22 protein-coding genes, 1 tRNA gene and 2 pseudogenes are annotated in these 23,672 nt (G+C 73.0%); 8 read left to right on the top strand and 17 right to left on the bottom strand.

All coding sequences use genetic code 11. The features are described from left to right. Position 1: 1 nt before the first annotated feature. The gene (locus ABT095_RS28475) at positions 2 to 142 is read right to left on the bottom strand and encodes a hypothetical protein (RefSeq protein ID WP_350532397.1); all 141 of its coding nucleotides are present in this window, start codon (positions 140 to 142) and stop codon (positions 2 to 4) included. Positions 143 to 378: 236 nt separating this feature from the next. Between ABT095_RS28475 and ABT095_RS28470 the strand changes: the two genes are divergently transcribed. Next, positions 379 to 1,353, top strand: a complete 975-nt coding sequence (locus tag ABT095_RS28470; protein ID WP_350532396.1) for a LuxR C-terminal-related transcriptional regulator — start codon at positions 379 to 381, stop codon at positions 1,351 to 1,353. On the opposite strand, the gene ABT095_RS28465 is transcribed toward ABT095_RS28470, so the two are convergent. After that, the gene (locus ABT095_RS28465) at positions 1,325 to 2,329 is read right to left on the bottom strand and encodes an ArsR/SmtB family transcription factor (RefSeq protein WP_350532395.1); all 1,005 of its coding nucleotides are present in this window, start codon (positions 2,327 to 2,329) and stop codon (positions 1,325 to 1,327) included. The two genes, ABT095_RS28470 and ABT095_RS28465, sit on opposite strands and share 29 nt — an antisense overlap. Before the next feature lie 91 nt (positions 2,330 to 2,420). Here ABT095_RS28465 and ABT095_RS28460 point away from each other — a divergent pair, with 91 nt between their 5' ends. Next, the gene (locus tag ABT095_RS28460; protein WP_350532394.1) at positions 2,421 to 3,647 is read left to right on the top strand and encodes an MFS transporter; all 1,227 of its coding nucleotides are present in this window, start codon (positions 2,421 to 2,423) and stop codon (positions 3,645 to 3,647) included. Here the strand turns inward: ABT095_RS28460 and ABT095_RS28455 are convergent. After that, on the bottom strand, positions 3,613 to 4,137 hold the full coding sequence (locus ABT095_RS28455; protein ID WP_350532393.1) for a GNAT family N-acetyltransferase: 525 nt from the start codon (positions 4,135 to 4,137) through the stop codon (positions 3,613 to 3,615). The two genes, ABT095_RS28460 and ABT095_RS28455, sit on opposite strands and share 35 nt — an antisense overlap. A 63-nt stretch (positions 4,138 to 4,200) precedes the next feature. Beyond that, positions 4,201 to 4,287: pseudogene (locus tag ABT095_RS28450) on the bottom strand (cupin domain-containing protein); the annotation flags it as partial. On the opposite strand from ABT095_RS28450, the pseudogene ABT095_RS28445 reads away from it, so the two are divergent. Continuing rightward, a pseudogene (locus tag ABT095_RS28445) lies at positions 4,271 to 4,930 on the top strand (GlxA family transcriptional regulator); the annotation flags it as partial. The pseudogenes ABT095_RS28450 and ABT095_RS28445 sit on opposite strands and share 17 nt — an antisense overlap. Beyond that, complete coding sequence (locus ABT095_RS28440) at positions 4,927 to 6,042, top strand: DUF6183 family protein (RefSeq protein WP_350532392.1); 1,116 nt, start codon at positions 4,927 to 4,929, stop codon at positions 6,040 to 6,042. The pseudogene ABT095_RS28445 and the gene ABT095_RS28440, both read left to right, overlap by 4 nt. A 2-nt stretch (positions 6,043 to 6,044) precedes the next feature. Here ABT095_RS28440 and ABT095_RS28435 read toward each other — a convergent pair whose 3' ends face one another. The 5 genes from ABT095_RS28435 to ABT095_RS28415 form a co-directional block, all read right to left on the bottom strand. After that, complete coding sequence (locus ABT095_RS28435) at positions 6,045 to 6,332, bottom strand: DUF1905 domain-containing protein (protein WP_350532391.1); 288 nt, start codon at positions 6,330 to 6,332, stop codon at positions 6,045 to 6,047. Positions 6,333 to 6,369: 37 nt separating this feature from the next. Further along, complete coding sequence (locus ABT095_RS28430; RefSeq protein WP_350532390.1) at positions 6,370 to 7,272, bottom strand: hypothetical protein; 903 nt, start codon at positions 7,270 to 7,272, stop codon at positions 6,370 to 6,372. A gap of 35 nt (positions 7,273 to 7,307) precedes the next feature. Continuing rightward, positions 7,308 to 8,207: a hypothetical protein gene (locus ABT095_RS28425; protein ID WP_350532389.1), complete on the bottom strand. Its 900-nt coding sequence runs from the start codon at positions 8,205 to 8,207 to the stop codon at positions 7,308 to 7,310. A 92-nt stretch (positions 8,208 to 8,299) separates the two neighbouring features. Continuing rightward, a complete protein-coding gene (locus ABT095_RS28420; protein WP_350532388.1) occupies positions 8,300 to 10,135 on the bottom strand; it encodes a bifunctional metallophosphatase/5'-nucleotidase in 1,836 nt (611 codons plus the stop codon). 240 nt (positions 10,136 to 10,375) lie between these two features. Further along, positions 10,376 to 11,059 carry a helix-turn-helix transcriptional regulator gene (locus tag ABT095_RS28415; RefSeq protein WP_502885034.1) on the bottom strand — a complete coding sequence of 228 codons (684 nt, stop codon included), beginning with the start codon at positions 11,057 to 11,059 and terminating at the stop codon, positions 10,376 to 10,378. 348 nt (positions 11,060 to 11,407) lie between these two features. On the opposite strand from ABT095_RS28415, the gene ABT095_RS28410 reads away from it, so the two are divergent. Then, positions 11,408 to 14,275, top strand: a complete 2,868-nt coding sequence (locus ABT095_RS28410) for a helix-turn-helix transcriptional regulator (protein WP_350532387.1) — start codon at positions 11,408 to 11,410, stop codon at positions 14,273 to 14,275. Here the strand turns inward: ABT095_RS28410 and ABT095_RS28405 are convergent. From ABT095_RS28405 to ABT095_RS28395, 3 genes are read right to left on the bottom strand one after another with little or no spacing between them, the layout of a single operon-like run. Next, the gene (locus tag ABT095_RS28405; protein WP_350532386.1) at positions 14,238 to 14,693 is read right to left on the bottom strand and encodes a hypothetical protein; all 456 of its coding nucleotides are present in this window, start codon (positions 14,691 to 14,693) and stop codon (positions 14,238 to 14,240) included. The genes ABT095_RS28410 and ABT095_RS28405 overlap by 38 nt on opposite strands. Then, the gene (locus ABT095_RS28400; RefSeq protein ID WP_502885033.1) at positions 14,680 to 16,305 is read right to left on the bottom strand and encodes a substrate-binding domain-containing protein; all 1,626 of its coding nucleotides are present in this window, start codon (positions 16,303 to 16,305) and stop codon (positions 14,680 to 14,682) included. Before ABT095_RS28400 ends, ABT095_RS28405 begins: the two co-directional genes overlap by 14 nt. Continuing rightward, complete coding sequence (locus tag ABT095_RS28395; protein ID WP_350532384.1) at positions 16,302 to 17,384, bottom strand: hypothetical protein; 1,083 nt, start codon at positions 17,382 to 17,384, stop codon at positions 16,302 to 16,304. Before ABT095_RS28395 ends, ABT095_RS28400 begins: the two co-directional genes overlap by 4 nt. A 285-nt stretch (positions 17,385 to 17,669) precedes the next feature. Between ABT095_RS28395 and pyk the strand changes: the two genes are divergently transcribed. Then, positions 17,670 to 19,100: a pyruvate kinase gene (pyk, locus tag ABT095_RS28390; RefSeq protein ID WP_350532383.1), complete on the top strand. Its 1,431-nt coding sequence runs from the start codon at positions 17,670 to 17,672 to the stop codon at positions 19,098 to 19,100. A gap of 41 nt (positions 19,101 to 19,141) precedes the next feature. On the opposite strand, the gene ABT095_RS28385 is transcribed toward pyk, so the two are convergent. Beyond that, complete coding sequence (locus tag ABT095_RS28385; protein ID WP_350532382.1) at positions 19,142 to 20,047, bottom strand: GDSL-type esterase/lipase family protein; 906 nt, start codon at positions 20,045 to 20,047, stop codon at positions 19,142 to 19,144. Positions 20,048 to 20,181: 134 nt separating this feature from the next. Between ABT095_RS28385 and ABT095_RS28380 the strand changes: the two genes are divergently transcribed. Beyond that, entirely contained in the window at positions 20,182 to 20,775 is a 594-nt protein-coding gene (locus ABT095_RS28380) for a hypothetical protein (RefSeq protein WP_350532381.1), read from the top strand. A 49-nt stretch (positions 20,776 to 20,824) separates the two neighbouring features. On the opposite strand, the gene ABT095_RS28375 is transcribed toward ABT095_RS28380, so the two are convergent. The 4 genes from ABT095_RS28375 to ABT095_RS28360 form a co-directional block, all read right to left on the bottom strand. Continuing rightward, positions 20,825 to 21,223, bottom strand: coding sequence for a hypothetical protein (locus ABT095_RS28375; RefSeq protein ID WP_350532380.1), 399 nt, complete (start codon positions 21,221 to 21,223; stop codon positions 20,825 to 20,827). Continuing rightward, positions 21,220 to 21,438, bottom strand: coding sequence for a hypothetical protein (locus tag ABT095_RS28370; RefSeq protein ID WP_350532379.1), 219 nt, complete (start codon positions 21,436 to 21,438; stop codon positions 21,220 to 21,222). Before ABT095_RS28370 ends, ABT095_RS28375 begins: the two co-directional genes overlap by 4 nt. A gap of 394 nt (positions 21,439 to 21,832) precedes the next feature. After that, on the bottom strand, positions 21,833 to 22,615 hold the full coding sequence (locus tag ABT095_RS28365; protein ID WP_350532378.1) for a helix-turn-helix domain-containing protein: 783 nt from the start codon (positions 22,613 to 22,615) through the stop codon (positions 21,833 to 21,835). A gap of 111 nt (positions 22,616 to 22,726) precedes the next feature. Continuing rightward, positions 22,727 to 22,799 (bottom strand) — tRNA-Leu (locus tag ABT095_RS28360). Positions 22,800 to 22,897: 98 nt separating this feature from the next. Here ABT095_RS28360 and ABT095_RS28355 point away from each other — a divergent pair. Further along, complete coding sequence (locus tag ABT095_RS28355) at positions 22,898 to 23,551, top strand: ANTAR domain-containing response regulator (RefSeq protein WP_350532377.1); 654 nt, start codon at positions 22,898 to 22,900, stop codon at positions 23,549 to 23,551. Positions 23,552 to 23,672 lie beyond the last annotated feature (121 nt).

Genomic DNA, 23,672 nt, shown 5'->3' with positions numbered 1-23,672 from the left:
GTCAGCCCCACTGGAACTCGGTGGGGTTCACCGCTGCCGAGGAGCCGGCCGGGGCGGCGGGAGTCGTGGTGACCGCCGTGGGCGGCAGGACCACGGCGAGGGCGGCGACCGCGGTGGCGACGGCAAGTGGCAGGCGGGTCATGGTCGTTGTCCTTGCGGGAGGAGGAGCGGCGATGGCTCAAGCTTCGCCGCCGGGCGGCCGGGCCGCCAGGGCTTCGGGCTGTCGCCAAGGCGCCAGGCGGGATCCCGACAGGGGCTCGCGCCCGGCCCGTCAACTGCCGTGGTGCCTAACCAAACAGCGCATGCAGACAGCGGGGGAGACTGCCATCATGAGCCCGGTTCCGAAGCGCGACGCGTGTTCACGGGGGGCACACCACCATGCTCGAATCCTTGGGGCTGTCCGGCGCCGCCGCGGCCGTCTACCGGGCCATGCTCGACCGGCCGGGCGACGGGGTCGCCGCACTGGCCGCCGCCGCGGACCTGACCGCCGGCCAGGTGCACGCCTGCCTGGACGAACTCGCCGGCCTGCTGCTGGTGCGCGCCTCCGGCGAACACCCGGGCCGGATGCGCGCGGTCAGTCCCGAAGTCGGCCTCGCGGACATGCTGGCCCGCCAGGAGGCCGAACTGGCCGCCCGCCAGGCCCAGCTCGCCGCCTCCCGCGCCGCCGTGACCAGGCTGGTCGCCGACCGTGCCGAGAGCCGTGCCGCGCACGGCGAACGCCTGCTGGGCATGGACGCCGTCCAGGACCGGCTGGAGGAGCTCGGCCGCCGGGCGCAGGCCGAGTGCCTCGGCGTCCACCCCGGCACCGGCCACCGCCCGGAGGAATTGGCGGCCGCCCGGGCCGCCAACGCCGGGGCGCTGGCCCGCGGCATCGCGATCAAGGGCCTCTACCAGGACGCCGTCCGCAACGCCCCGCACACCGCCGCCCACGCCGACTGGATGCTCGACCACGGCGGCGAGATCCGCACCGCCCCGGTCATCCCCCAGCGCCTGGTCATCGTCGACCGAGCCCAGGCCCTCGTCCCGATCGACCCCGCCGACACCCGCAGAGGCGCTCTGCACGTCACCGAGCCGGGCCTGGTGGGAGCCCTGTGCGAGCTGTTCGACCAGGCCTGGGAGACCGCTGTCCCGCTCGGCGCGGCCCGCGCCGAGGACGCCGCGACCGGGCTGAGCGGCACCGAACGCGAACTGCTGCGCCTGCTGGGCTCCGGACTCACCGACGACACCGCCGGCCAGCGCCTGGGCGTCTCCTCCCGGACCGTCAACCGGCTGATGGCCTCGATCATGGAGCGCCTGGGCGCCGGCAGCCGCTTCGAGGCCGGCATCAAGGCTGCTCACCGCGGGTGGCTCTGACCTGGCCCAGGGCCGCCGCCAGGAGGGTGTCGGCGGCCGGGGTGCGGGTGTAGCGGACGGTGCGGCCGGTGCGGTGGCGGGTGAGCAGGCCGGCGCCGGTGAGGGTGGCGAGGTGGTGGGAGACGTTCGGGGCGGACAGGCCGGTGCGGTGGGCCAGTTCGGTGGTGGTGGCGGGGGCGCCGAGCTCGGCGAGCAGCAAGGCACGGGAGGGGCCGAGCAGGGCGGACAGGCCGCCGGGGGCCGGGGCGGGACGCTCCCAGAGGGTGGCCACACCGCGCGGCGGGTAGGTCAGGCTCGGCTGGTGCGGCGGCCTGGTCTGGGTGTAGAGGCCGGGCCAGGCGAACACGGCCGGGACGAGCACGAGACCGCGTTCGCCGTCCAGGCGCTGCTCGCCGTGGTACCAGCGGTGGGCGATGTGCAGGGTGCCGCGCTCCCAGCTCACCCGGGGGTGCAGGTCGGCGAAGAGCGCGGCCGGCCCGCCGGCCGACATCTGCCGTGCGCGGCGCAGCACTTCGCCCTCGAGCAGCTGCTGCATGCGCGGCCAGTGCGGGGCGATCGCCGCCGTCCAGTAGGCGCGGATCTCGGCGGTGAGCCGGGCCAGGCCGGCGGCCGGGTCCTTCTTGAAATCTCTTAGAAGAGACGGGAGTTCGGTGCCGTAGCGGTCCAACTCAAGGGCGATGCGGTCCGGTTCGGTGGCGGCGAGGCGGTCCAGCTCCTGGTCGAGGGTGGGGGAGAAGGACTCCGGCACCGGGGTGAGGAAGTCGGCGGTGTAGACGGTCGGCACCGGGACGAGTGCGTCGAGCAGCGCGAAGCCGACGGCGTCGAGGGCCTGTTCGGCCTGTCGCACCCACGGCAGGTGGACGGCGTGGGAGCCGGGCTCCTTGAGCACCTGCACGCTGTGGGTGACCTCGGAGAGCGGGGAGCAGGCGAAGCGCGTCACGGCGAGGTCGTGTGCGGAGAACTCCAGGGTGAACACGGGCCTGTCCCAGGTCGGCGGCTTGCGGGGTGATCATTCCATCAGGACGAAATCCTGAGCCCCGCGGCGGGGCCCGGCCGAGGATCGGCGCATGACCACCACAGCTCCCGCCCCGACGACCCCGGTCCGGCCCGCTCCGCGCGGCCGGCTGCTCGGCTCGTACGTGATCGACAGCCTCGGCAGCGGGCTCTTCCTCGCCTTCACCGTCGTCTACTTCGTCCGCACCACTTCGCTGACCATCGCCGAGGTGGGCGCCGCGATCAGCCTCGGGCGGCTGTGCGCCGCGCCCACCGCGCTGTGCGTCGGCCCGCTGATCGACCGCTACGACGCCCGCCGGGTGGCCGTCTGCGCCAACCTGCTCTCGGCCGGTGCCTACCTGGCCTTCCTGGCCGCCGGGCGGTTCTGGCAGGTGGCCGCCGTGGTCTTCCTCGCGCAGGTGGGTGCCGCCTCCTACTGGACCGCCAGCACCGGCCTGGTGGTGCTCGCCGCCGAAGCCCCCGAGCGGCCGAGGCTGTTCGCGCTGGCGGGCACGCTGCGCAACGCCGGACTGGCGCTGGGCGGGGCGCTCGGCGCGCTGCTGCTCGGCTGGGGCGGGGCGACGGGCCTGCGGGTCACGGTGGCCGGGAACGCGCTCAGCTACGCCGTGGCCGCCGCGCTGCTGCTGTGCTGGCGCCCGGCGGCGGCGAAGCCGGTGGCCGCGGCCACCGCCAGGGGCGGCGGCTACGGCGCGGTGCTGCGGGACCGCCGCTACCTGCGGCTGATCGCCGTCAACCTGTGCTTCGTCTTCGCCTCGCTGGTGCTCAGCCTGCTGCTCGCCGCCTACCTGGTCGAGGGGCTGCACCGGCAGGCCTGGGTGGCCGGCTCGCTGCTGGTGCTCAACACCGCGCAGGTGGTGCTCACCCAGACCGCCGTGACCCGCTGGGTGAGCCGCTACCGCCCGACCCGGGTGGTGGCCGCCGGTTCGCTGCTCAACGCGCTGGCCTTCGGGCTGTTCGCACTGCTCGCCGCCGCCCCCGGCCGGGCCGTCATGGCGGGCCTGTACGCGGCGATGCTGCTCTACAACGCCGCCGAGACGGTGGCCACCCCGCACCGGGAGGAGCTGAGCGTCGCCCTCGCCGACCCGGCCCGGCGCGGCCGCTACCTGGCGGTGTACCAGCTCTCCTGGACCTTCGGCCAGACGGTCGGGCCCGGGCTGCTGACCTTCCTGCTCGGGCTCGGGGCCGCCTGGCCGTGGCTCTTCCTGCTGGCGCTCAGCCTCCTCGCGGTGCCGCTCGTGCTGGGGCTCAATCCGTCGGGCGCGGCAGCAGGAACCCGGTGAGCTCGCTCCCGTACCAGCGGGTGGTGAGGCCGAGGGGCCGCATGCCCAGGCGGGCGCAGACGGCCTGGGAGGGGTGGTTGTCCGGCCGGGTGACGGCGTGGATGACCGCCAGGCCGTCCGCGAAGCCCTTGGCCACGGCGCCGCGGGCGGCCTCGGTGGCGTAGCCGCGGCCCCAGGAGTCGGGGTGCAGGTGCCAGCCGACCTCGATCTCCTGCTCCGGGCCCTCCTGGTCCGGGAAGGGCACCAGCAGGACCGAGCCGGCCACCACCCCGGTCTCCTTGACCTCCAGTGCCCACACCCCGTACCGGGGATCGGCCGAGCGCTGCCGGATCCGCTCCAGCCGCGCCTCGGCGTCCGCCGCCGTGGCCAGTTGCTGCGGCACGGCGCCGAGCCAGCGGACCACCTCCCAACGGGAGTAGAGGTCGAGCAGGCGGTCCAGATCGCTCTGCGCCCACTGCCGTACGATCAGCCGCTCGGTCTCGAACACCATGGGGACCTCCCCGTCGACGACGCTGTCGCCGCCGATCCTGTCAGGAGGCGGGGGCCGGGTGCGTCAGGAATCCAGCGGGTGTCCGGTCGTGGCGTCGACGTGGCCGGGGACGGGGTCGTGCCGGTCGCCGACGGTCGGGGTGCTCGACGGGCGGCGCGCCACCGCGCACTGGCAGTGGGCGGCGGCCTTCCGGGAGCGGTTCCCGGCCGTCCGGCTGGAGGAGGACGTGCTGTTCGTCGACGACGGGGACATTCTGACCGCCTCCGGCAGCGCGGCCGCCCTCGATCTCGGGCTGCACATCGTCCGCCGGGACCACGGCGCCGAGATCGCGAACGCGGTCAGCCGGCGGCTGGTCTTCGCGGCCCACCGCGACGGCGGTCAGCGCCAGTTCATCCGGCGCCCGGTGCCCGACCTCCCGGACGAATCACTCGCCCCGCTGCTGGCCTGGGCCCAGGAACGGCTGGACCAGCCGCTCACCGTCACCGGCCTGGCCGCGCGCGCCGCCGTCAGCCCCGCCACCCTGCACCGGCGCTTCCAGGCCCAGCTGGGCACCACCCCGCTGGCCTGGCTCACCCGCGAGCGGGTCGCCCTCGCCTGCCGCCTCATCGAGCTCGGCGAAGCCCGGCTCGAACTGGTCGCCGCCCGCAGCGGCCTGGGCACGGCCGCCCACCTGCGCACCCTGATGCGGCGGGAGACCGGGCTCACCCCCTCGGCGTACCGCGCCCGCTTCGGCCCGGCGGCCTTGAAACCGGCGGCTCCGGGACGGCCGCCGCGCGTAGGGTGCGGAGCGTGACAGAGGAGATCGCAGGGATCGTGCGCGGCCTGCCGGAGCTGAAGAGCGTGACCGCGGTCCGGGAGCTGGCCGAGCGGTGGATGGCGGCCGGGGAGGCCGACCGGGTGACCGAGCTGGGCGTCGCGCTCGGCCAGGCCTACGGGGGCCGGGCGAAGGGGGGTTGGCAGTACCCCAGTGTGCAGCACCAGCTGCTGCGCATGCTCGCCCGCACGCCGGGGGCCGGGTACGCCGACCGGGCGGCCCGGCTGGTGGCGGCCGACGACGGCGGTGAACTCCCGCGCCTGGCCGCCTCCTTGCTGGCCTCGAGCCGGCGGCCGGCCGACCTGGCGACGCTCTTCCGGAGCGGCGCGGGCGGTTCGGAGGAGCTGCCTGCCTGCCTGGTACAGGAGTTGGTGGTCCGGGGCGTGGACCTCGCCGCGCTGCCGTCGGCGGCCGAGTGGGTGAGCGCGCCGTACCGGGCCCGCCACCCGCTGGCCTGGCTGCCGCTCACCCGCTTCCGGTTCGAGCTCGACCCGCCGCTGCCGAGGCACGTCCTGGGTTGGAGCGGCCACAGCCTGCCAGGCGATGCCTCCCGGGCGTCGCTGCCGGGCAGCGCCGTCGCGTCCGTCCCGGCCTGGACGGAGAGCACCACGGCAGCCTCGGGCGCCGCGATCGGCGCCGCCGTGCGGAACTGGACGGAGGATTCGAACGGGGACGTCGAGGCCCGGGCCTTCGAGTTCGCCGAGCCGTTGGCCCTGGCGGCCCTGCCCGCCGCGCTGCCGGCGGTCGGACTCGACTGTACCGAGGGGCACGGCCGGGCCGCGGTCACCGAGAGCTCGCCCGCGGCGGTCTGGGAGGCGCTGTTCAACGCCGCCTCCCACGGCGGGGCGTACAGCTCCAGCGAGTACGGCGCCTACGGCCGCCTCGCGGCCTGGCGTTCGCTCGCCGGGATGGTGGGTGCGGGGGAGGGGGCGTCGGCGGCCGTCGTGGCGGAGCTGGTCGAGGCGCACCGGTGGTTCGGGTTCTCCACCGGCCCCGGCTGGTTCAACCGGATCGCCTGGGACCTCGGCGTACTGGCACTCTCGCCGGACGGCCGCCGCCTGGCGGTGCTGGCGGCCACCGACACCGACTGAGCTCAGATCCGGACGGTCAGCTCCACCGCCACCTGGTCGCCCGCCGTGATGCCCTGCGGTCGGCGTACGGCGTTCTTGAGGGGCAGCAGGTAGCCGCCGTCCTTGGGGAAGAGCGAGGTGGTGAAGGCGGCCCCGCCGAGGCGGGCCTCGACGGGGATCACGCCCCAGCCGTAGCTGGCCGCCGTCGCGACGGCGGCGATGTCGCCGCACTGCTCGGGCGGGAGGGGCACGAAGTAGTACGGGGCGGGGCCCCGCCACTCGATGACGTGACCGGTGAAGGCGAGGTCCACGGTGACGGTCCGTTCTCCCGGAGCGGCTGGTTCCGGGTCAGCTTAGGTGGCGCCGTGGTGTGGGGGGTAGTTGCGGCAGACCGGTGCCGAGGTCGAGGACGGTACGGGTGCCGAGTGGCCGGTGCAGGTGGAAGCCGGCCGGGCGGGCCGCGACGGAGGCCGCGCACCCCTGGCCGGGGCCGACGGCGGAGTGGGTTCGGGCGATGAGGACCACGGCGGTGTCGCTCTCGTAGGCCTCGGTCGAGTCCATCACCTGGCAGCCGCCGAGGGGGACGGTGCCGTGGAGGGTGAGGCCGTCGGGGGAGGCGCTGGTCCAGCCCGCTGCGGTGCCGTCCGCGATCTGCGGCGGCGGTGCCGTGCTCCGGTCCTGCTGCGGGGCGACGGCGGGATAGGCGACCGGCTGCTGGTACCCGGCGAGGGTGAACTCCCAGACCGGGACGGTGACCTGCCCCCGGCTGGTGGCCACCTCACGGGTGCCCGGGCGGACTGCGGTGACCAGGAGCGGGCTGCAACCGTCTGGGCACCCCGGCTTGTCCGTGGTCATCGAGCGGTACACCTCGGCGGCGCCGAGCGTGGGCAGCGTGACGGTGGAGCCGTCGGCCCAGCTCAGGGTGGTCGGTGCCGGGCCGGTGGTGGGCAGGGCGGTGCGCAGCTCCAGCCGGCCGCCCTGGAAGGCGTGCTTGTCCGCCCCGCTGTGGAAGGCGTCCGGCGGCAGCCACTCCCGCTGGGGATCGAGCGGGTAGTACCCGTGCAGCCAGGCCCGTTGCTCGGCCGAACCGTCCCAGAGCCGGGCCACGGTGGCGGCGCGGGCGGTCGCGGCGACGGTGGGCCGCGGCAGTTCTTCGTGAGGCGGCTGCATCGCCGGCGCGGACGCGCAGGCGGTCAGGGCGAGTGCGAGCAGGCAGAGTGTGGCAAGGAGTGGCGAGCGACGTCTCGTCATGGTCAACCCCCGTACGGGTGGAAGGGATGTGCTGGTCAGGCGGGTGGCTGGGGAGCTCCCGGCCAGCCGGCCGGGCCGAGCGGCGCCTCGGGGCGGCCGGTGAGCAGGTCGAGGACGGTGCGGGGGCCGAGCGGCCGGGAGAGGCGGAAGTCGACCGGGGACAGGTAGGCGGCGGGGTGGCACACCTGGCCGGGCTTCAGGTCGGAGTGCAGGTGCGGGACGAGCACCACGGCGGAGTCGGTCTCGTAGGTCTGCGCCGACTCCAGCGTGCCGCAGCCGAGTTGGACGCGCCCGTGCACGGTGAGCCCGTCCGGCGAGGTGCCGGTCCAGTCCGCGCGGGTGACTCCGGGCAGGGGCGGGGGCTCCGACGCGGGCGGGCGGGCGGCCTCCTGGGCCGCCACGGCCGGGTAGGCGAACTCGCCGGTGTACCCCGTGACGGTGAACTCCCAGACGGGAACGGTGGCCTGGCCCCGGCTGGTGGCGACCTGCCGGGTGCCGGGGCGGACGGCGGTGACCACGAGCGGGCGGCAGTCGCTCCGGCAGGTCACGCCCTCGAGTGAGCGGAAGAGCTCGCCGGATTCGACCACCGGAAGGGCGAGGGCCGAACCGTCGGCCCACACCACGGTGGCCGTGGGTGCCGGACCGTACGGCGGCAGGGCCGCCCGCACCTCGAACCGGCCGACGGGCAGCGCGAGGGCGCCGAGCCCGGGGTGCAGGCCGTCGGGCTGCTGCCACTCCTGCCGGTCGAGCGGGTAGTAGCCGTGCAGCCAGGCCTCCTGCGCGGCCGAGCCCGCCCAGGCCCGGGCCACCTCGGCGGCCCGGGCCCGGGCGGGGTCGGGCGGCGGAGTCTTCCCGATCAGTGGTGCGCCGCCCGGGCTGCAGGCGGTCAGGGCGAGCGCGAGCAACGCGCCGGTCAGCGGCAAGCGGTGTCTCATGGTCCAACCCCCGTGCGAGAAAGCCGAATCGGCGGCACTGTGACGTACAGTGCCGCCGATCGGTTCCGACTGCCAGGGGTGCCGCGGGCGGGTTAGAAGACCGGGACGCCCGCGCGGACCAGACGCCAGTCGACCGAGGCGAAGTCGGCCGGGTCGATGACGCCCTTGGCCTTGACCCAGGCGATCATCGTGTTGCGGATCTCGTCCGAGTTGGACCAGACCTTGGTGGCCTGGGCGACGTGCGGGAAGTTGCCGCCGCCGTTGGCACGGTAGTTGTTGACGGCCAGCACGAACTGGGCGGCCGGGTCGACCGGCTGGCCGGCGTACTTGAAGTTGACGATGCGCGAGCCGACCGGCTGCGAGATGTCGATGTCGTACGAGACGCCGTAGACGGAGTCGTAGTTGTAGTCCGGCGTGTTGGCCTGGTTGGTCAGGGTGGCCTTGTCGATCGGGGCGCCGGGGGCGACCTGGGCGTAGTACTTGGCCGAGAACTCGAGGTAGTCCTTGATCTGGGCACCCGTCATCAGGCGGGCCTCCAGGGTGTTCTCGTAGATGTACAGGCCGGCGGCGTCGCGCAGCTTGACCGCACCGGCCGGGATGTCGGCGGTGCGGTTGAACGGCGCGGCCTGGGCCAGCACCGGCAGCTTGCTGTACTGGGTGGAGGCGAGCGCGGCCTTGACGGCGTCGGCCTGGACACGGCCGATCAGGTCGATGATCGGCACGTCCTTGAAGGGCGCCTCGGCGATCGACAGGTCCGTCTTGCAGGTGCCGATGACCTGGTTGACGTAGGTGACGACCTTCGCGTGCTGGTCGGCGAGCAGCTTGGTGATCTTCGGGTCCTCGTCCACGGTGTTCGAGTTGAGCACCCGGGAGGTGACGCCGGTGACCTTCCAGCCGGTGGCCTTGTCGTGCTCGACCTCGAAGTCGAAGCAGCTCAGGCGCTGGCCCCAGCAGAGCGGCTCGGAGAGCACCACGTTCTTGCCGGTCGCCTTGTTGACGATGATGCGCTGCGCCACCTCCTTGTGGGTGTGGCCCACCAGCACCGCGTCGATGCCGGGCACCTCCGCGGCCATCTCGCCGGAGGCGTCCTCGGGGTAGGGCAGCTGGTCGCCGTAGCTGGTCGGCTCGTCGATGCCGGAGTGGGCGGAGACGATGATCACGTCGGCGCCGGCGGCCTTCATCTTGGGCACGTACTTCGCGGCCATCTCGACGATGCCCGGGAAGATCATCTGGCCGGAGACGTTGGCCTTGTCCCAGATCGCGATGCCGGGGTTGGTCAGGCCCAGGATGCCGACCTTCAGCGGGCGGCCGCCGCCGCCGAGGTGCATGTCCTTGATGACGTACGGCTTGAAGGCCGGCTTCTCGTCCTTGGCGTGCAGCGCGTTGGCGCCCAGCAGCGGGAAGTTCAGCTGGTGCTCGAAGGCCTTGACGGTGGGGATGCCGTAGTTGAACTCGTGGTTGCCCAGGGCCGCCGCGTCGTAGCCGATGGCGTTCATCGCCACGGCCATCGGGTGCTTGGGCGGGTTGTGCTTGGCCGTGATCGGCTCGACCCGGGCGAAGTAGTACGAGAGCTGGGTGCCCTGGATGATGTCACCCGCGTCGATCAGCAGGGTGTTCTTGTGGCCGAGCTGCTCGCGGATCTGGTTGACCAGGGTCGAGATCTTGGAGAGGCCGACGGCGTTGTGCGCCTTGTCGGTGTAGACCGCGTCGGTGAAGTAGTCCCAGTTCAGGCCGTGACCGTGCAGGTCGGTGGTGCCCATCACGGTGAACTTCGCCTTCCACGGGGGCTTGGGCCCCCGGGCCGCGGAGTCGACCTGCTCGGCGGCAGCGGCGTCGGTGGCCGCGGCCAGCGGAAGACCGCCGGCGATGGCGGCACCGGCCGCGGTCGCGGCCGAGCGGGTGACGAAGTCACGGCGGTTCAAGGACATGGACGACTCCAAAGTGGGGCGGAGAAGACAGACCGTCAGCATGCGCGACGCGCGTAGAAGTCTGCCCTGCCGCGCCCGCCGCCGGTAGCCCCCTGTCGGTTTCCAACAGGTGAAGAGCAGGTGAGCTGCGGCGATGCGCGCGAGATGCGTCCAAGATCACGAGCGGCCGGGCCGGACCAGGCCGGGCCGGACGGGGGCGGACGTCGCCGGGTGGCGGCCCGGACGTCGCCCAGGACCGGTTTAGATGTAGCCCTCCCGCAGGGCGTGGGCCACCGCGTGGGCGCGGTTGCGCAGGTTCAGACGTGTCGTCAGGCCGTGCAGCACGTTCTTGACCGTCCGCTCCGAGTAGGAGAGCTTGGCCGCGATCTCCGCCGTGTCGAAGCCCTCGGCCACCAGGCGCAGCACGTCCGCCTCACGCTCGGAGATCCCCGGCGGGGCGTAGCCCGGCAGGCCCTGGACGCTGCGCTGCAGCCGCCCCATCTGCTCGATCAGCCGGCCCAGCAGGTCCGCCGGCAGGTCGCCCTCGCCGCGCGCGGCGGCCAGTACCGCCCGGCCCAGCCGCTCGGCCGTCGCCTCCTTGCGCCACAGGATGGCGCCCACTCCGCACTCGATGGCGTCGAGCAGCTCACCCTCGCGCATGTGGTCGACCACCAGCACGACCTTGGTCTCGCCGCCGCGCACCAGCCGCCGCAGCACCCCGGTCACCGTGGGGTCCACCACGTCGGCCAGCAGCAGCGCCACCGCGCCCGGCCGGGCGGCCGCCTCGGCCACCACCTCGACCCCGGCGCAGCGCCGCAGCTGGGTCTCGGCCCCGGCCCGCGAGATCGGATCCGGCGCGTGCACCACGACCGGCACCCGCACCCCTGGTCGCAGGCCGGGCGTGATGGTCGGTGCAATCGGCTGACGCGTGTCCAGAATGGTCAAGGGTCCCCTCCTCCAGGTGCTCACGAGTTCGCGTGCCGCCCGGCCCCGCCCGGAGGATTCGGGCACGGCGGGTCATATCGGACACGACAGGTGATGGCGGTAGCCCCGAGTGGCTGACGGAGCTGCGGCCGTCATACTCTCCGTGGACCGAGCACCACGACAATCGTGGGCGGACCACGAGATCAGAGGTCCACCCCCGGAGTGCGATCGGGGGGAGTGCGACCAAGGTCACACCATCTCCTGCGACCGGCATGCGACCCAGGACGCGTCGGCATGCGTCAGGTGAGTTAAGAGGTCAAGCGAACCGGCCGCCGGAATCCCCCCGGCGCCGTCGCGGAGGGGAGTGCTGTGACCATCGCCACCGGCCCGTCGGCCCGCGCCGTCGACGGCCACCCGGCCGCCGGCCCCGCGCACCTGGCCGAGCGACGCGAGCCCCTCACCCTGGCCGCCGAGATGGCCGAACGCGCCCGCCGCGGCCACGGCGGCGTCCTGCTGCTCACCGGCCCGGCCGGCACCGGCCGCAGCGCCCTGCTCACCGCCCTGGTCCGCGCCGAGGAACCGCACGGCACCCACACCCGCTGGGCCCGCTGCTCCGAGGACGAGACCGAGGAGGAGTACGCCGTCGCCCGGCAGCTGTTCGCCACCGAGGCCCACGCGCACACCACCGAGGCGGACCTGTGGGAGCTGCTGCACCTGCACACCGCCCACCACCCCCTGCTGCTCGCCGTCGACGACATCCAGCTCGCCGACGCCCCCTCGCGGCGCTGGCTGCTGCGACTGGCCCGCCGCACCGACCGGCTGCCCGTCCTGCTCGCCGTCACCGAACGCCGCCAGCGCGAACTCCCCACCCGCGCACCACGCTTCGGGCACACCCTACCGACTCACCTCGCCCAGCACTGCCGGATCGGAGCACTCAGTGCGTCCGCCGTGCGCGAAGTCGTCCACCGCCGCCTCGGCCCCGGCACGCCGCCCGGCCTCGCCGAGGACTGCGCCCGCGCCACCGGCGGCAACCCACTGCTGCTCCAGGCCCTGCTCACCGACCTCGCCGAGGCCCCGGGCCCCGCCACCGGCCTGCCCGCCCACTGCGCCGTGCTCCCCGTCGGCGCCTACGTCGAAGCCGTCGAACGCTGGCTGCACAGCGCCGGCCGCGGCCACGCCGCCGCAGTCCGCGCCCTCGCCACCCTCCAGGGCCACCGCCTCGGCCACCCCGACCGGCTGCCCGACCCGCCCGCCGCCCTCGCCGAACTCGCCGCCGGCGCCGCCCGCGCCGACCTGGACCCCGAGTGCGCCCGGGCCATCGACGCCTACGGCGAGGCCAACCCCGCCCGGCTCGCCGACCTGCTCGCCGGGCTGCACCGCCAAGGCCTGCTGCTCACCGCCGAACACGGCCGCTGGCCGCGCTTCGCCCACCCGCTGCTGCGCGAAGCCGTCCTCGACGGCTGGGGCCCCGCCCACCCCGCCCGGGTGCACCACGCCGCCGCCACCGCCCTGCACGGCCGCGGCGAGCCGGACGAACTCATCGCCGAGCACCTCCTGCGCACCCCCGGCCCCACCGCCCCCTGGGCCGCCGACACCCTGCTGCGGGCCGCCCGCACCGCCCAGCGCGCCGAACACCCCGAGGCCGCCGTCGGCTATCTGCGCCGCGTGCTCGCCGAACGCCTCGCCGACACCGCCCGCAGCAGCGCCCTCACCGAACTCGGCTGCCTCGAGATCTCCCTCGGCCCCGCCGAGCACGCCGCCGGGGTGCGCCACCTCACCGAGGCCGTCCGGCTGCACCAGTCCGACGAGCGGGTCTTCGAAGTCGCCAACGCGCTCGGCGCCGCCCTGGCCGGCCAGGGCGACACCCCCTCCGCCCTCGACATCCTCGAACAGCTCGCCGAACGCTTCGGCGACCGCCCCGAACTCGCCGCCGCCGTCCAGGCCGCCGCCGCCCTGATCGCCTCCCACGACGGCGACAGCTGGCTGCACGTCGTGCAGGGCCTGCGCCGCATCTCCGCCCGCAGCCCGCACCGCCTCGCCCCCGCCGCCTGGTCCCTGCTCACCGAGTACGAGGCCACCAACGGCCGCCTGAGCGCCACCGAAGTCGCGGGCCGGGTCAAGGAACTGACCGCCGCGGGCCACGAACCCTTCTCCCGCGCCTACGTCCTCGCCTCCACCGCCACCCTCGCCCAGTGGGCCGAACGCTTCACCGAGGCCGACCAGCTCGTCGCCCAGGGCCTCGCCGAGCACCAGGGCCCGCTGCTGCACCCCGCCCGCCAGAGCCTGCTCAGCGTCCGCGCCGAGAGCCTGGTCATGCGCGGCCAGTACCGCCGGCTGCTCGCCGAACTCGGCCTCGACGGCACCGAACTGGCCGAGGACGAGATCGGCGGGCCCGTCCTGCCCGTGATCGGCAACTCCCACCTGCTCGCCCAGGGCGTCATCGCCCTCACCGAGACCGGCCGCCTCGCCGCCGCCCACCAGCTCGCCCAGCAGGTCACCCGTACCTCCGACTCCTGGGAGTGGAACGAGTACCTCTACGCCCGCGGCCTGCTCCACCTCGCCTCCGGCGAGCCCGCCGCCGCCCTCGAGGACCTGCTCGAATGCGGCCGCCGCCAGAGCGAACGCCACGTCGAGAGCCCCATCGTCACCCCCTGGCGCTCCGCCGCCGCCGACTGCCACCTGCTGCTCGGCAACCCCGGCCCCGCCGCCGCCCTCGCCACCACCGAACTCGAACTCGCCCGCGCCTGGGGCACCCCCCGCACCATCGGCCGCGCCACCCGGGCACTCGGCGCCGCCACCGGCGGCCGCCGCGGCCTTGCCCTGGCCGCCGAAGCCGTCGAGCTGCTGCGCACCCCCGAGGCCGAGGTCGAACTCGTACCCGCCCTGCTCACCCACGGCCGGATGCTCGGCGACGGCGGCCGCCGCGCCGCCGCCCGCCAGAGCCTGCGGGAGGCCGCCGAACGCGCCGAGCTCATCGGCGCGCTACGCCTGCGCGACCTCGCCGTCGCCCTGCTGCGCGAATCCGGCGCCCGCCTCACCAAGGACTGCCACACCGGCGAGAGCGCCCTCACCGACAGCGAACGCCGGATCTGCCGCCTGGCCGCCGAAGGCCACTCCAACGCCGACATCGCCACCCTCCTGCACCTCGCCGTCCGCACGGTCGAGACCCACCTGACCAACAGCTTCCGCAAGCTCGGCGTCAGGGGGAGGGGAGAACTGGGCGCCGCACTGGGCTGAGCCGCTCCAGCTGCTCCTTGAACTCCTCCGCCGGGTCGGTTCCCTGGGGGTCCAGGGACTCCCAGGTGCGGGCCCGGACGAAGCCGGCCAGGGCGAGTGGCAGCTGACGGTGCAGCAGGTGCTCACCGGCGGGGCCGGGGGCGATCGTGTCGAGGAAGGCCCGCAGGCCCACCGAGGCCGGTACTCCCGCCTCGGCCGCGCGGGCCGCGAAGGCGTCCAGCTCGCGCCGCCAGGGGTCGTCCGGCGGGGTGCGGCCGGGCGCCAGCAGGGCGCCGGCCGCGTACAGGCCCGCCACCAGGGCGGGCCACCACGGGCCGCCGAGCCCGGCGAGGTGCAGCACCAGGCCGCCGGCGCCGAGGCCGCACCCCACCAGGTTCTTCGTCGACTCCAGGTAGCGCAGCGCTCTACTGGTAGCCACGGATCTCCTCGAACGCGCCCTCCAGGGAGCCCGTCCCGTCGAAGAGCTTGCCTCCGGTGAGGTCCGCGATCCCCTGCAGCTGGCCCTTCGCCGCGTCACCGAACAGGATCGGGAACACCGGCACCGACTGCCCGGCGGGCAGCCCCTGCAGGAAGGTGCGGAACTGCCCGTCCGTCGCCCCTTCGTTGCTCTCCCCGTCCGTCATCACCACGATCGAGGTGAACCGGTCGTCGTGCTCGGCCGCCTGCTGCCTGGCGATCACCTGGTAGGCGTCCTCCAGGCTGGTGTAGAGGGCGGTGCCGCCGTCCGCCGACAGCGCCTGCACGTCCGCGTCGATCGCGGCCAGCTCGGCCTGCGGCGACTTCTCCGGCACGGTATGGGTCTTCTCCGCCTTCACCTGCGAGGCGAACGGGATCAGCGTGACCTCCTCGCGGTTGCGGAACCGCCGCTGCCCTCGGGAGTCGTCACTGCCCGTCAGCCGGCTCATCGCCGCCTTGAGCTGCTTCAGCCGGGTGCCCGCCATCGACCCCGAGGTGTCGAGCACGTACACCGTCCGCGACGGTCGGCGCAGTTCGTTCTGGTAGGAGGAGAGCAGCCCGTCCGCCACCGCCCTGGTGCCCGGGAACGGCAGCTCCCGCCGCCGGTCCGTGGGCAGCCCGGGGGCGGGCGCCACCCCGGGGGTGACCGGCCGGCGCAGGGTCTGCTCGGTGACGGCCTTCTGGGCGTCGGCGCCGAGCAGGTAGCCGGTCAGCTTCCGGAAGGACTCCCGGGCCGGCTGCCCGGCCGAACTCAGCAGCGCCATCGGGTAGTCCGCGGAGACCACCCCGTCCACCGGCCGGATCACCGTCAGGTGGTCGGGGCCGGTGAGGGTGCGGTCCAGTGACAGCAGCACCGACTCGTAGTTGACCAGTGCGCCGATCTTCTCGCCCTGCCCCGGCTTCTGGTACGCCTGCGCCAGCCAGCCCGAGGAGCCCGCGGTCAGCTTCTGCCCGGTGAAGAACTGCTTGAGCTGCGGGGTGGCCTTGGCCACGTCCGCGTCGGTGAGCGCCGCCGAGGCGCCCGAGAAGGCGGAGGCCACCGCCACCAGGGTGGCGAAACCCGAGTTGGACCGTGACGGGTCGGCCATCCCGTACGAGAGCCTGCCGCTCGCCGCGGCCTGGCCGATCTGGCTCCAGGTCACCTTGCTGCCGTCGCCCCAGCCGAGTTCGGACAGCAGGCCCGCCCGGACCCCGACCGCCACCGGCGAGACCATCACCGGCGTCTCGGACACCAGCTTGGCCCGCCCGGCCGGGTCCAGCCCGAGGTAGTGGTCGGAGGAGAACCAGACCGCGTCGTACTTGCCGTCGGCCTGGCCCGAGGAGACCGCGTCCGCACCGTCCAGCGAGCCGGTGTAGCTGACCTGGACGGTGATGCCGGTGGCCTTGCGGGCCTGCTCCAGGATGCCGGTCATGTCCTGCAGCTCGCTGCTGGCCAGCACCCGCAGCACGCCGGGCTTGGCCGTCGGGGAGACCGGGCCGGGCGAAGGGTCGCTCGAGCAGGCCGTCAGGGTCAGGGCCAGGCCGGCCAGCAGGGCGGCGCTGCGTCGGAGGAACTGTGCCCGCACCGGGCTCACCGGCCCTTCGCGGTCTGGACGAGCTCGGTCAGGACGTCGAGGGTCGGCACCTGGGCCTGGGCCACCCCGGCGGCGGCGAGGTCCGGTGCCAGGACCGGGTTCTTGTCGCGCTCCCCGACGGCGGCCGCGAAGGCGGCGGCGTCCGCCTGCGGGCGGAAGCCGTACCGGGCCTCCAGGGCGCGGAGCTTCGGGTCGTCCCGGAGCAGCTGCGCCAGCTTGTCGCCGTTCGGGGTGAGGCCGACGGCGGTGTGGTCGCTGGAGACGGTGGTGTCGGGATAGAGCACCACCAGGTCGTCCACCGGCTTGTGCTGGGCGAGCAGCGCGGCGACCTGGGACTCGTACACCAGTACCAGCGGGTTGCCGACCCCGGAGAGGAAGTCCTTGAACGGGCCGTCGCTGCTGGTCTTCTGGTCCCCCTGGACGCCGGTGAGCTGCTTCACCAGCCCGCTCACCCGGGCCACCCCCTGACCGTCCTTGACCACCGCGCCGCCGTTGGCCAGATAGGAGAGCTGGGCCAGGTGGAGCGCGCCGGAGGATGAGGTCGCCGGGTCGGTGGTGCTGATGTACAGCGCGCCGGTCAGCTCGGCGTGGCTGTGGTCGGTGTCCAGCTGCTGCCAGGTGGTGCCCTGCCGGACGGCCTCCAGGTACTCGTGCATCCGCAGTTTCCAGACGCCCGAATCGGCCTTTGCCGCAATGTGGTTGGCGTACAGCACGTTGGCCGTGGCGAGGTGCGCGATCACCACCAGCGGCGAGTAGAACGGCCGTACGGTGTCGGTGGTGATGTGGTGCCCCCGCCGGATGTCCTCGGCCGGCGGCTGGCTGGCGGGGAACGCCAGGTCGAAACCGGACAGGTCCGCACTGGCCATCGACCACGAACCGGTGGTTGTGAGGTCGGTCTTCAGGCCCTGGGCGGCCAGTTCGCCCTTCACGTCCTGGTCGTTGAAGAAGTCGAACTTCTCCGAACCGATCATGATGCGTACCGAAGCGGTCGCCTTCCCGCCCGACCAGTCGTGCAGTGCGACCACCGTCACCGCCACCAGCAGCACCACCGCGGCGACCAGCCCCGCGACCCGTCTCATTGCCAACTCCGCCCCCGTGTCGGTCGTTCACCGTTCCCGCGCTGATGATCCAGACTCGCGCTCCGGCGGGAGCAGCTCCCCAAGCTGCGGTGAACCGGAGGTGAACACCCCTTCACGGAATTGCATCGGAAGGCTGACCGGGCGGGTGATCGGGTCGGTCAACTGGGCTGCCCGGCAGGCGAGATCACTCGGCGTCAGACTGTTCACCGAATCGTTCACCAACTGCCACCGGACCGACCGGCGGAACGTCGTTGTTACGCACGGGTAATCCTTACGCTCGTGCCTATGCGCCGAGCAAAAATCGTCTGTACCCTCGGGCCCGCCGCCGACTCCTACGACCAGATCAAGGCCCTGGTCGAGGCCGGCATGGACATCGCCCGATTCAACCTCAGCCACGGCTCGCAGTCGGAGCACGAGGAACGCTACCGCCGGGTCCGCAAGGCCTCCGACGAAGTGGGCCGCAGCGTCGGCGTCCTCGTCGACCTGCAGGGCCCAAAGATCCGGCTCGACACCTTCGCCGACGGACCCGTCCTGCTCGAACGCGGCGACGAGTTCACCATCTCCGTCGAGGACGGCGTGATCGGCGACCGCGAAGTGTGCGGCACCACCTACAAGGGCCTCGCCGCCGACGTCTCGCGCGGCGAGCGCATCCTGGTGGACGACGGCCGGGTCTGCCTCGAAGTCACCCACGTCGACGGCCCCCGGGTCCACTGCATCGTCATCGAAGGCGGCCTGGTCTCCGACCACAAGGGCCTCAACCTGCCCGGAGTCGCCGTCTCCGTGCCCGCGCTCAGCGACAAGGACGTCGCCGACCTGCGCTGGGCCCTGCGGACCGGCGCCGACCTCATCGCCCTCTCCTTCGTCCGCACCGGACGCGACATCGAGGACGTCCACCGGATCATGGCGGAGGAGAACCGGTACCTCCCCGTCATCGCCAAGGTCGAGAAGCCCCAGGCCGTCGACAACCTCGAGGCCATCGTCGACGCCTTCGACGGCATCATGGTCGCCCGCGGCGACCTCGGCGTCGAAATGCCGCTCGAGCAGGTGCCGTTGGTGCAGAAGCGGGCCATCAAGCTCGCCAAGCGCAACGCCAAGCCCGTCATCGTCGCCACCCAGATGCTCGATTCGATGATCAACGCCTCCCGGCCCACCCGCGCCGAGGCCTCCGACGTCGCCAACGCCGTCCTCGACGGCACGGACGCGGTGATGCTCTCCGGCGAGACCTCCGTCGGCAAGTACCCCGTCGAGACGGTCAAGACCATGGGCCGCATCATCGAAGCCGCCGAGGACGACATCCTCGCCGCCGGCCTGCCCCCGCTCACCGAACGCAACAAGCCCCGCACCCAGGGCGGCGCCGTCGCCCGGGCCGCCGCCGAGATCGGCGACTTCCTCGGCGCCAAGTACCTCATCGCCTTCACCCAGAGCGGCGACACCGCCCGCCGCCTGACCCGCTACCGCTCACCGATCCCGGTGCTGGCCTTCACCTACGAGCCGGCCGTGCGCAGCCAACTCGCCGTCACCTGGGGCGTCGAGACCTTCCTCGGCCCCTTCGCCCCGACCACCGACGAGATGGTCGCCCAGGTCGACTCCCAGCTCCTCTCGCTGGGCCGCTGCCAGAAGGGCGACATCGTCGTCATCACCGCCGGCTCCCCGCCGGGGCTCGCGGGCTCCACCAACTTCGTCCGCGTCCACCACATCGGCGAACTCGACAACTGAGCCGGGTGCGGCCCCTCCCCGCCCGGGAGGGGCCGCACCGTTCAGGCGGTCAGGTACCGGAAGAGCTCCTTGTGCCCCTCCGGGCCCGGGTGCAGACCGTCCACCAGCCACTCGGGCCGCTCGCGCAGCGGCTCCCACAGGTCGAGGAAGTCGACCTGCCGCTGCGCGCACCAGGTGGTCAGCGCGGTGCGCAGCGCGAGCGCCCGGGCCTCGGTGAAGCACAGGCCGTGGAGGTCGGCGGTGCGGCTCTCGTCCAGCCACAGCGGGCCGAGCACCACCAGGCGGGCGCCGTGCCGCAGAGCCGTCTCGGCCAGCGTGTCCAGGTGGCCGGTCAGGCCGGACAGCCCGTCGGTACCGGCCGAGTCGTTGATCCCCGCCGCCACGATCAGCGTGTCAGGCAGCCGGGGCCCCAGCAGCCCCGGCGTCTGCACGCTGACCTCCGCCAGCGTGCTCCCGGGGACGGCCAGGTTGAACACCCGGTGCTCGGCCTCGTTCACGGCGATGTGCGAGGCGGCCAACTGCCCCGCCCAGCCACCCTGCGGGTCGCACCGCCCGTACGCGATGCTGTCCCCGACGATCACGATCCGCGCCGCCGCGCGCAACGGCTCCGCGTCCAGGTACGCCCAGGCCGCCTCACCCGAGGACAGCAGCACCCGCCGCCGGGCGTAGTCCGCCACCTCGTACGCGTCGGCCGCCGCCAACTCCCGGTCGCTCAGCCGCAGCACGCCACCCTCCACCGTGGCGCCGTACCTGCGCGCCAGGGTCGGATGCACGTCCTGGCCGCTGGTGGCGATCACCCGCGCATCGCTGATCCGTAGCGGCCTGGTCGAGTGGCCGGGCAGGGACGCGGCGGCCGTGGGGACGGTGCGGCCGAAGAGTGCGGTCTGGACCGCCGGGTCCAGCAGCGTGCCGAAGGAGAACAGGGTGTGCGGGCGGGACTCGGTCACCGGGGGCCTCGGAGCCTTTCACTCGGATCATTCGGATCACTCGGAAACGATCAAGCCACCCTATCCGCCCCGGGCGGCCGGCCGACCGCTGGTCATCCCTGGTCAAGCGGCTGCAAGCCTGCCAGACTCCCCGCGTGTTCGATTCTGCTGATGCCTCGTACGAAGTCCGCTACGGCTGGACCCTGAAAGCGGCCGTCCTGGCCTCCGGGAGCCTGGTGTTCTGCACCGGCCCGCTCATCCTGAGCGGCCACACCTGGGCCCGGGTCGACGGCCTGCCCGTCCCGATCTGGCTGATCGACGTCCTCTCCGTACTGCTGGGCGTCACCGGACTGCTCCTCACCCTGACCGGGCCGCTCACCCGCAGGCGCGCCCTGCGCGTCGACGCCACCGGCATCGTCCTCGGCGGCAACCCGCTGCGCTACGCCGCCACCACCCTCACGGTGCCCTGGTCGGAGATCACCGCGGTGGAGCTCTGGGTCCAGCGCATGCGGGTCAACGGACGCACCATCAGGACCCCGTACATCGGCATCCACCGGACCGAGACCGCCACCCCCCGCCCCGGCCTCTCCGCCCGCGCCGGCACCGGCGTCACCGGAAAGTCCGCCGCCCTGATCGCCGCCAGCCGCCCCGTCAACCTCTGGCACCTCGACCAGCCCAGCCTGCGCAAGGCCCTCGCCGCCCACGCCCCCGGCGTCCGCCTCCACGTCGAGGCCGACTTCGGCGCCTGAACCCCGGTCTGCTCCTGCGCTTCGCTGCTCCGCTCCGGTCTGCTCCGGTCTACTCCGCGGTGATGGTGACCTGCCACAGGACGACGGCGTGCGAGCAGAGGGCGCCGGGCTCGACCACCGTGCACCGCCGGTGCGCGGTGACCGCACTCGACCCGTCCTGAGCCGCCGTGAACACGGCCCGGCTGCTGCCGCGCGGGTCCGTGGCGCCCTCCGAGCGGTGCAGCACCTCCGGGGCGGCGGCGGTGGGAGTGTCCCAGTCGTACCGCACGCCGCCCTCCCGTACGGAGACCAGCCGGACCGTGATCCGGTCGCCAGGGTGCACCACGACGGCCCGCCCGTGGTCGCCATTGGTGAGGGCGACCGGGCTCGCCACGGCAGGCGTGCCGGCACTCAGGAGCGTGGCGAGCGCCGCCGACAGGACGGCACGGGCCAACGGAAGCATGGTCATGCCCCGTCCAACGAGCCCGGTGCCCCGAGGTTGCTGCCGCCCTGGGAACGGCGGTCGAAGCGGGCCGTCAGCAGGTTCGGGTCCACACCGGTGACGAACGCGGAGTCGGTGACGTAGACCCGCTCGCCGCGGACGGCGATGGCCGTCGGGTTGGAGAGCCCGTCCGCCGCGGCCAGCACCGTGGTCCTGCTGCCGTCCTCGGCGACCAGGGCCACCTCGCTGCTGAGGTTGATCGCGGCCAGCAGGGTGTCGCCCCGGTGCGAGCGGCATCACCGCCCGGACGGCGCTGACGCACTCCTCGATGAGGCCGGGCCACGCGTCACCGCAGGCGATGCGGAGGGCGTGCACCTGGCGGCGGCCTTCGCTGACGCAGCCGTCGCCGAGGTAGAGGCCGAGCAGGTACGCGTAGTCGGCGCGCGGCCGGGCGGGGTCGAGGTCGCCGCCCGCGACCGGGCACTCGGCCGTCATTCGCGGGCTCGGCGTGATCCGGACCGTCCACTCCCGCAGGGCGGACCGGGAGACGCCGGTGGCGCGGCTCACTTGACTGAGGGTCAGGCCGGACCCGAGGAGGGTGAGGGCTCGGCGCCTGGTGGCCATGTCGGCGGAGCCTCAGTACTTGGGGCCGACGTGTTCGTCCAACAATGCGACGGAGGCCTTGCGGGCGATGGAGATGTTGGTACGGCTGAAGCTTCGGGCGGCGGACGTCCACTGGATACCGACGGAGTCGAGGGTGTTGGTGAAGATGCGGATGATGTCGGTGGAGGTGTTGCTGAAGATGTATCGCGGGTACTCGTAGCGTTTTGGCCGGCCGTCCACGGTACGGACCGTCCAGTTGGTGATGCGGCATCCGTCGGAGTGGATGAGGCCCCGGATGAGCTGCCAGGGGTGGGCGTCGACCAAGTCCTGCTGCCAGGGTTCGAGGGCTATGAGGCGCCTGTGCTTCACGCCGGGACCGTGCTGGGGAAAGTGACAGGCGAGGTGCATCGAGTACACCTTGACGTCGTGGCAGCCGGCCCGGCGGACCCGGCAGGGAGAGTTGGTCGGCAGTACCTGGCGGATGGCCTGCTCGACCTCGTCCATGACGCCAGGCCAGTGGTCGTCGCAGGTGATGGTCATGTGCGGCACACGGGACTGCTTGGAGTGAAGGATGTGGCCGTCACCGAGGTAGAGGCCAAGGAGATAGGTGTACGCGGGCTGGTTGATCGGGTCGCCGTAGCAGCGGAGGCAGGTAGACCGCTTCCGGCCCGGCAGCGTGCCGTGCTTCGCGAGGTCCCGGTGCTTCCACCAGCCCACCGTGCCTCGGGGGACGCTCAGCTGGCGGCTGATTTCCGCGTTGGACCGGCCCTGTCGGCAGAGCGCGACGGCTCGCTGTCGTACTGCAATGTCGTGCATGCGTGCGATCTTGCGGAGCAGATCCGTCTCAGATGCCAAGAAAGCGGAGATCTTCACCCGTAGTGATGAAGATCTCCGCCAACTTGCATGACCTTCAAATTGAAGGCGCTGTACCCCGGGTGGGATTCGAACCCACGCTGGATGGTGTTTGAGACCATGGCCTCTACCGCTGGGCTACCGGGGCATCCGTCGAATCGAAGGTTGCCCCCGAGTCGTCGTGTATCAAACATACCGTGTCTAGGTAGGCTCGTGCATGCACTACCCGCCGGATTGAGGAGCCCCGTGAGCACCGCCGACGAGCAGCCCCAGCCGCTTGAGACCGACTCGCCCCAGATCACCCGAATTGTCATCGCCGAGGACGAGACGCTGATCCGTCTCGACCTGAAGGAGATGCTCGAGGAAGAGGGGTACACCGTTGTCGGGGAGGCCGGGGACGGCGCCACGGCCGTCAAGCTGGTCGAGGAGCTGAAGCCGGATCTGGCGATCTTCGATGTGAAGATGCCGGTGCTTGACGGGCTGTCGGCGGCGGAGCAGATCCACGCGGCGCACCTGGCGCCGGTGCTGATGCTGACGGCCTTCTCGCAGCGCGAGCTGGTGGAGCGGGCGCGGGACGCCGGCGCGATGGCGTACATCGTGAAGCCGTTCAGCAAGAGCGATCTGGTGCCTGCGATCGAGATGGCGGTCTCGCGGTACGCGGAGATGCGTGCGCTGGAGGGTGAGATCGCGGATCTCTCCCAGCGGCTGGAGACCCGCAAGCTGGTGGACCGGGCGAAGAGCGTGCTGCAGACCAAGTTCGGTCTGAACGAGCCGGCTGCCTTCCGCTGGATCCAGAAGACCTCGATGGACCGCCGGATGACGATGGCCGCCGTGGCGGAGGCCGTCATCGAGGAGGGCGAGGCGCAGGACCGCAAGAAGGCCGAGTCCACCGAGGCCTAGGAGCAGCAGGAAGGGCCCGGTCGCAACGGCGGTTTCTAGGGGTCGTTGCAACACGTGGTCGGTTGTCTAGGCCGCGAGGAGTTTAGCCAGACGCTCGGCTGGGGTTTCCCAGCCGAGCGTT

Source organism: Kitasatospora sp. NPDC002227 (genome assembly GCF_040296285.1).
Taxonomy (GTDB): domain Bacteria; phylum Actinomycetota; class Actinomycetes; order Streptomycetales; family Streptomycetaceae; genus Kitasatospora.
Note: the sequence above shows the minus strand (reverse complement) of the source record. Positions and strands in the feature narration are given on the sequence as shown.

What these genes read in the sequence shown, in the direction of transcription:
- ABT095_RS28475 (WP_350532397.1), bottom strand. Translation starts at nt 142, where the DNA reads ATGACCCGCCTGCCACTTGCCGTCGCCACCGCGGTCGCCGCCCTCGCC.
- ABT095_RS28470 (WP_350532396.1), top strand. Translation starts at nt 379, where the DNA reads ATGCTCGAATCCTTGGGGCTGTCCGGCGCCGCCGCGGCCGTCTACCGG.
- ABT095_RS28460 (WP_350532394.1), top strand. Translation starts at nt 2,421, where the DNA reads ATGACCACCACAGCTCCCGCCCCGACGACCCCGGTCCGGCCCGCTCCG.
- ABT095_RS28455 (WP_350532393.1), bottom strand. Translation starts at nt 4,137, where the DNA reads ATGGTGTTCGAGACCGAGCGGCTGATCGTACGGCAGTGGGCGCAGAGC.
- ABT095_RS28430 (WP_350532390.1), bottom strand. Translation starts at nt 7,272, where the DNA reads ATGACGAGACGTCGCTCGCCACTCCTTGCCACACTCTGCCTGCTCGCA.
- ABT095_RS28425 (WP_350532389.1), bottom strand. Translation starts at nt 8,207, where the DNA reads ATGAGACACCGCTTGCCGCTGACCGGCGCGTTGCTCGCGCTCGCCCTG.
- ABT095_RS28420 (WP_350532388.1), bottom strand. Translation starts at nt 10,135, where the DNA reads ATGTCCTTGAACCGCCGTGACTTCGTCACCCGCTCGGCCGCGACCGCG.
- ABT095_RS28395 (WP_350532384.1), bottom strand. Translation starts at nt 17,384, where the DNA reads ATGAGACGGGTCGCGGGGCTGGTCGCCGCGGTGGTGCTGCTGGTGGCG.
- pyk (WP_350532383.1), top strand. Translation starts at nt 17,670, where the DNA reads ATGCGCCGAGCAAAAATCGTCTGTACCCTCGGGCCCGCCGCCGACTCC.
- ABT095_RS28375 (WP_350532380.1), bottom strand. Translation starts at nt 21,223, where the DNA reads ATGACCATGCTTCCGTTGGCCCGTGCCGTCCTGTCGGCGGCGCTCGCC.
- ABT095_RS28365 (WP_350532378.1), bottom strand. Translation starts at nt 22,615, where the DNA reads ATGCACGACATTGCAGTACGACAGCGAGCCGTCGCGCTCTGCCGACAG.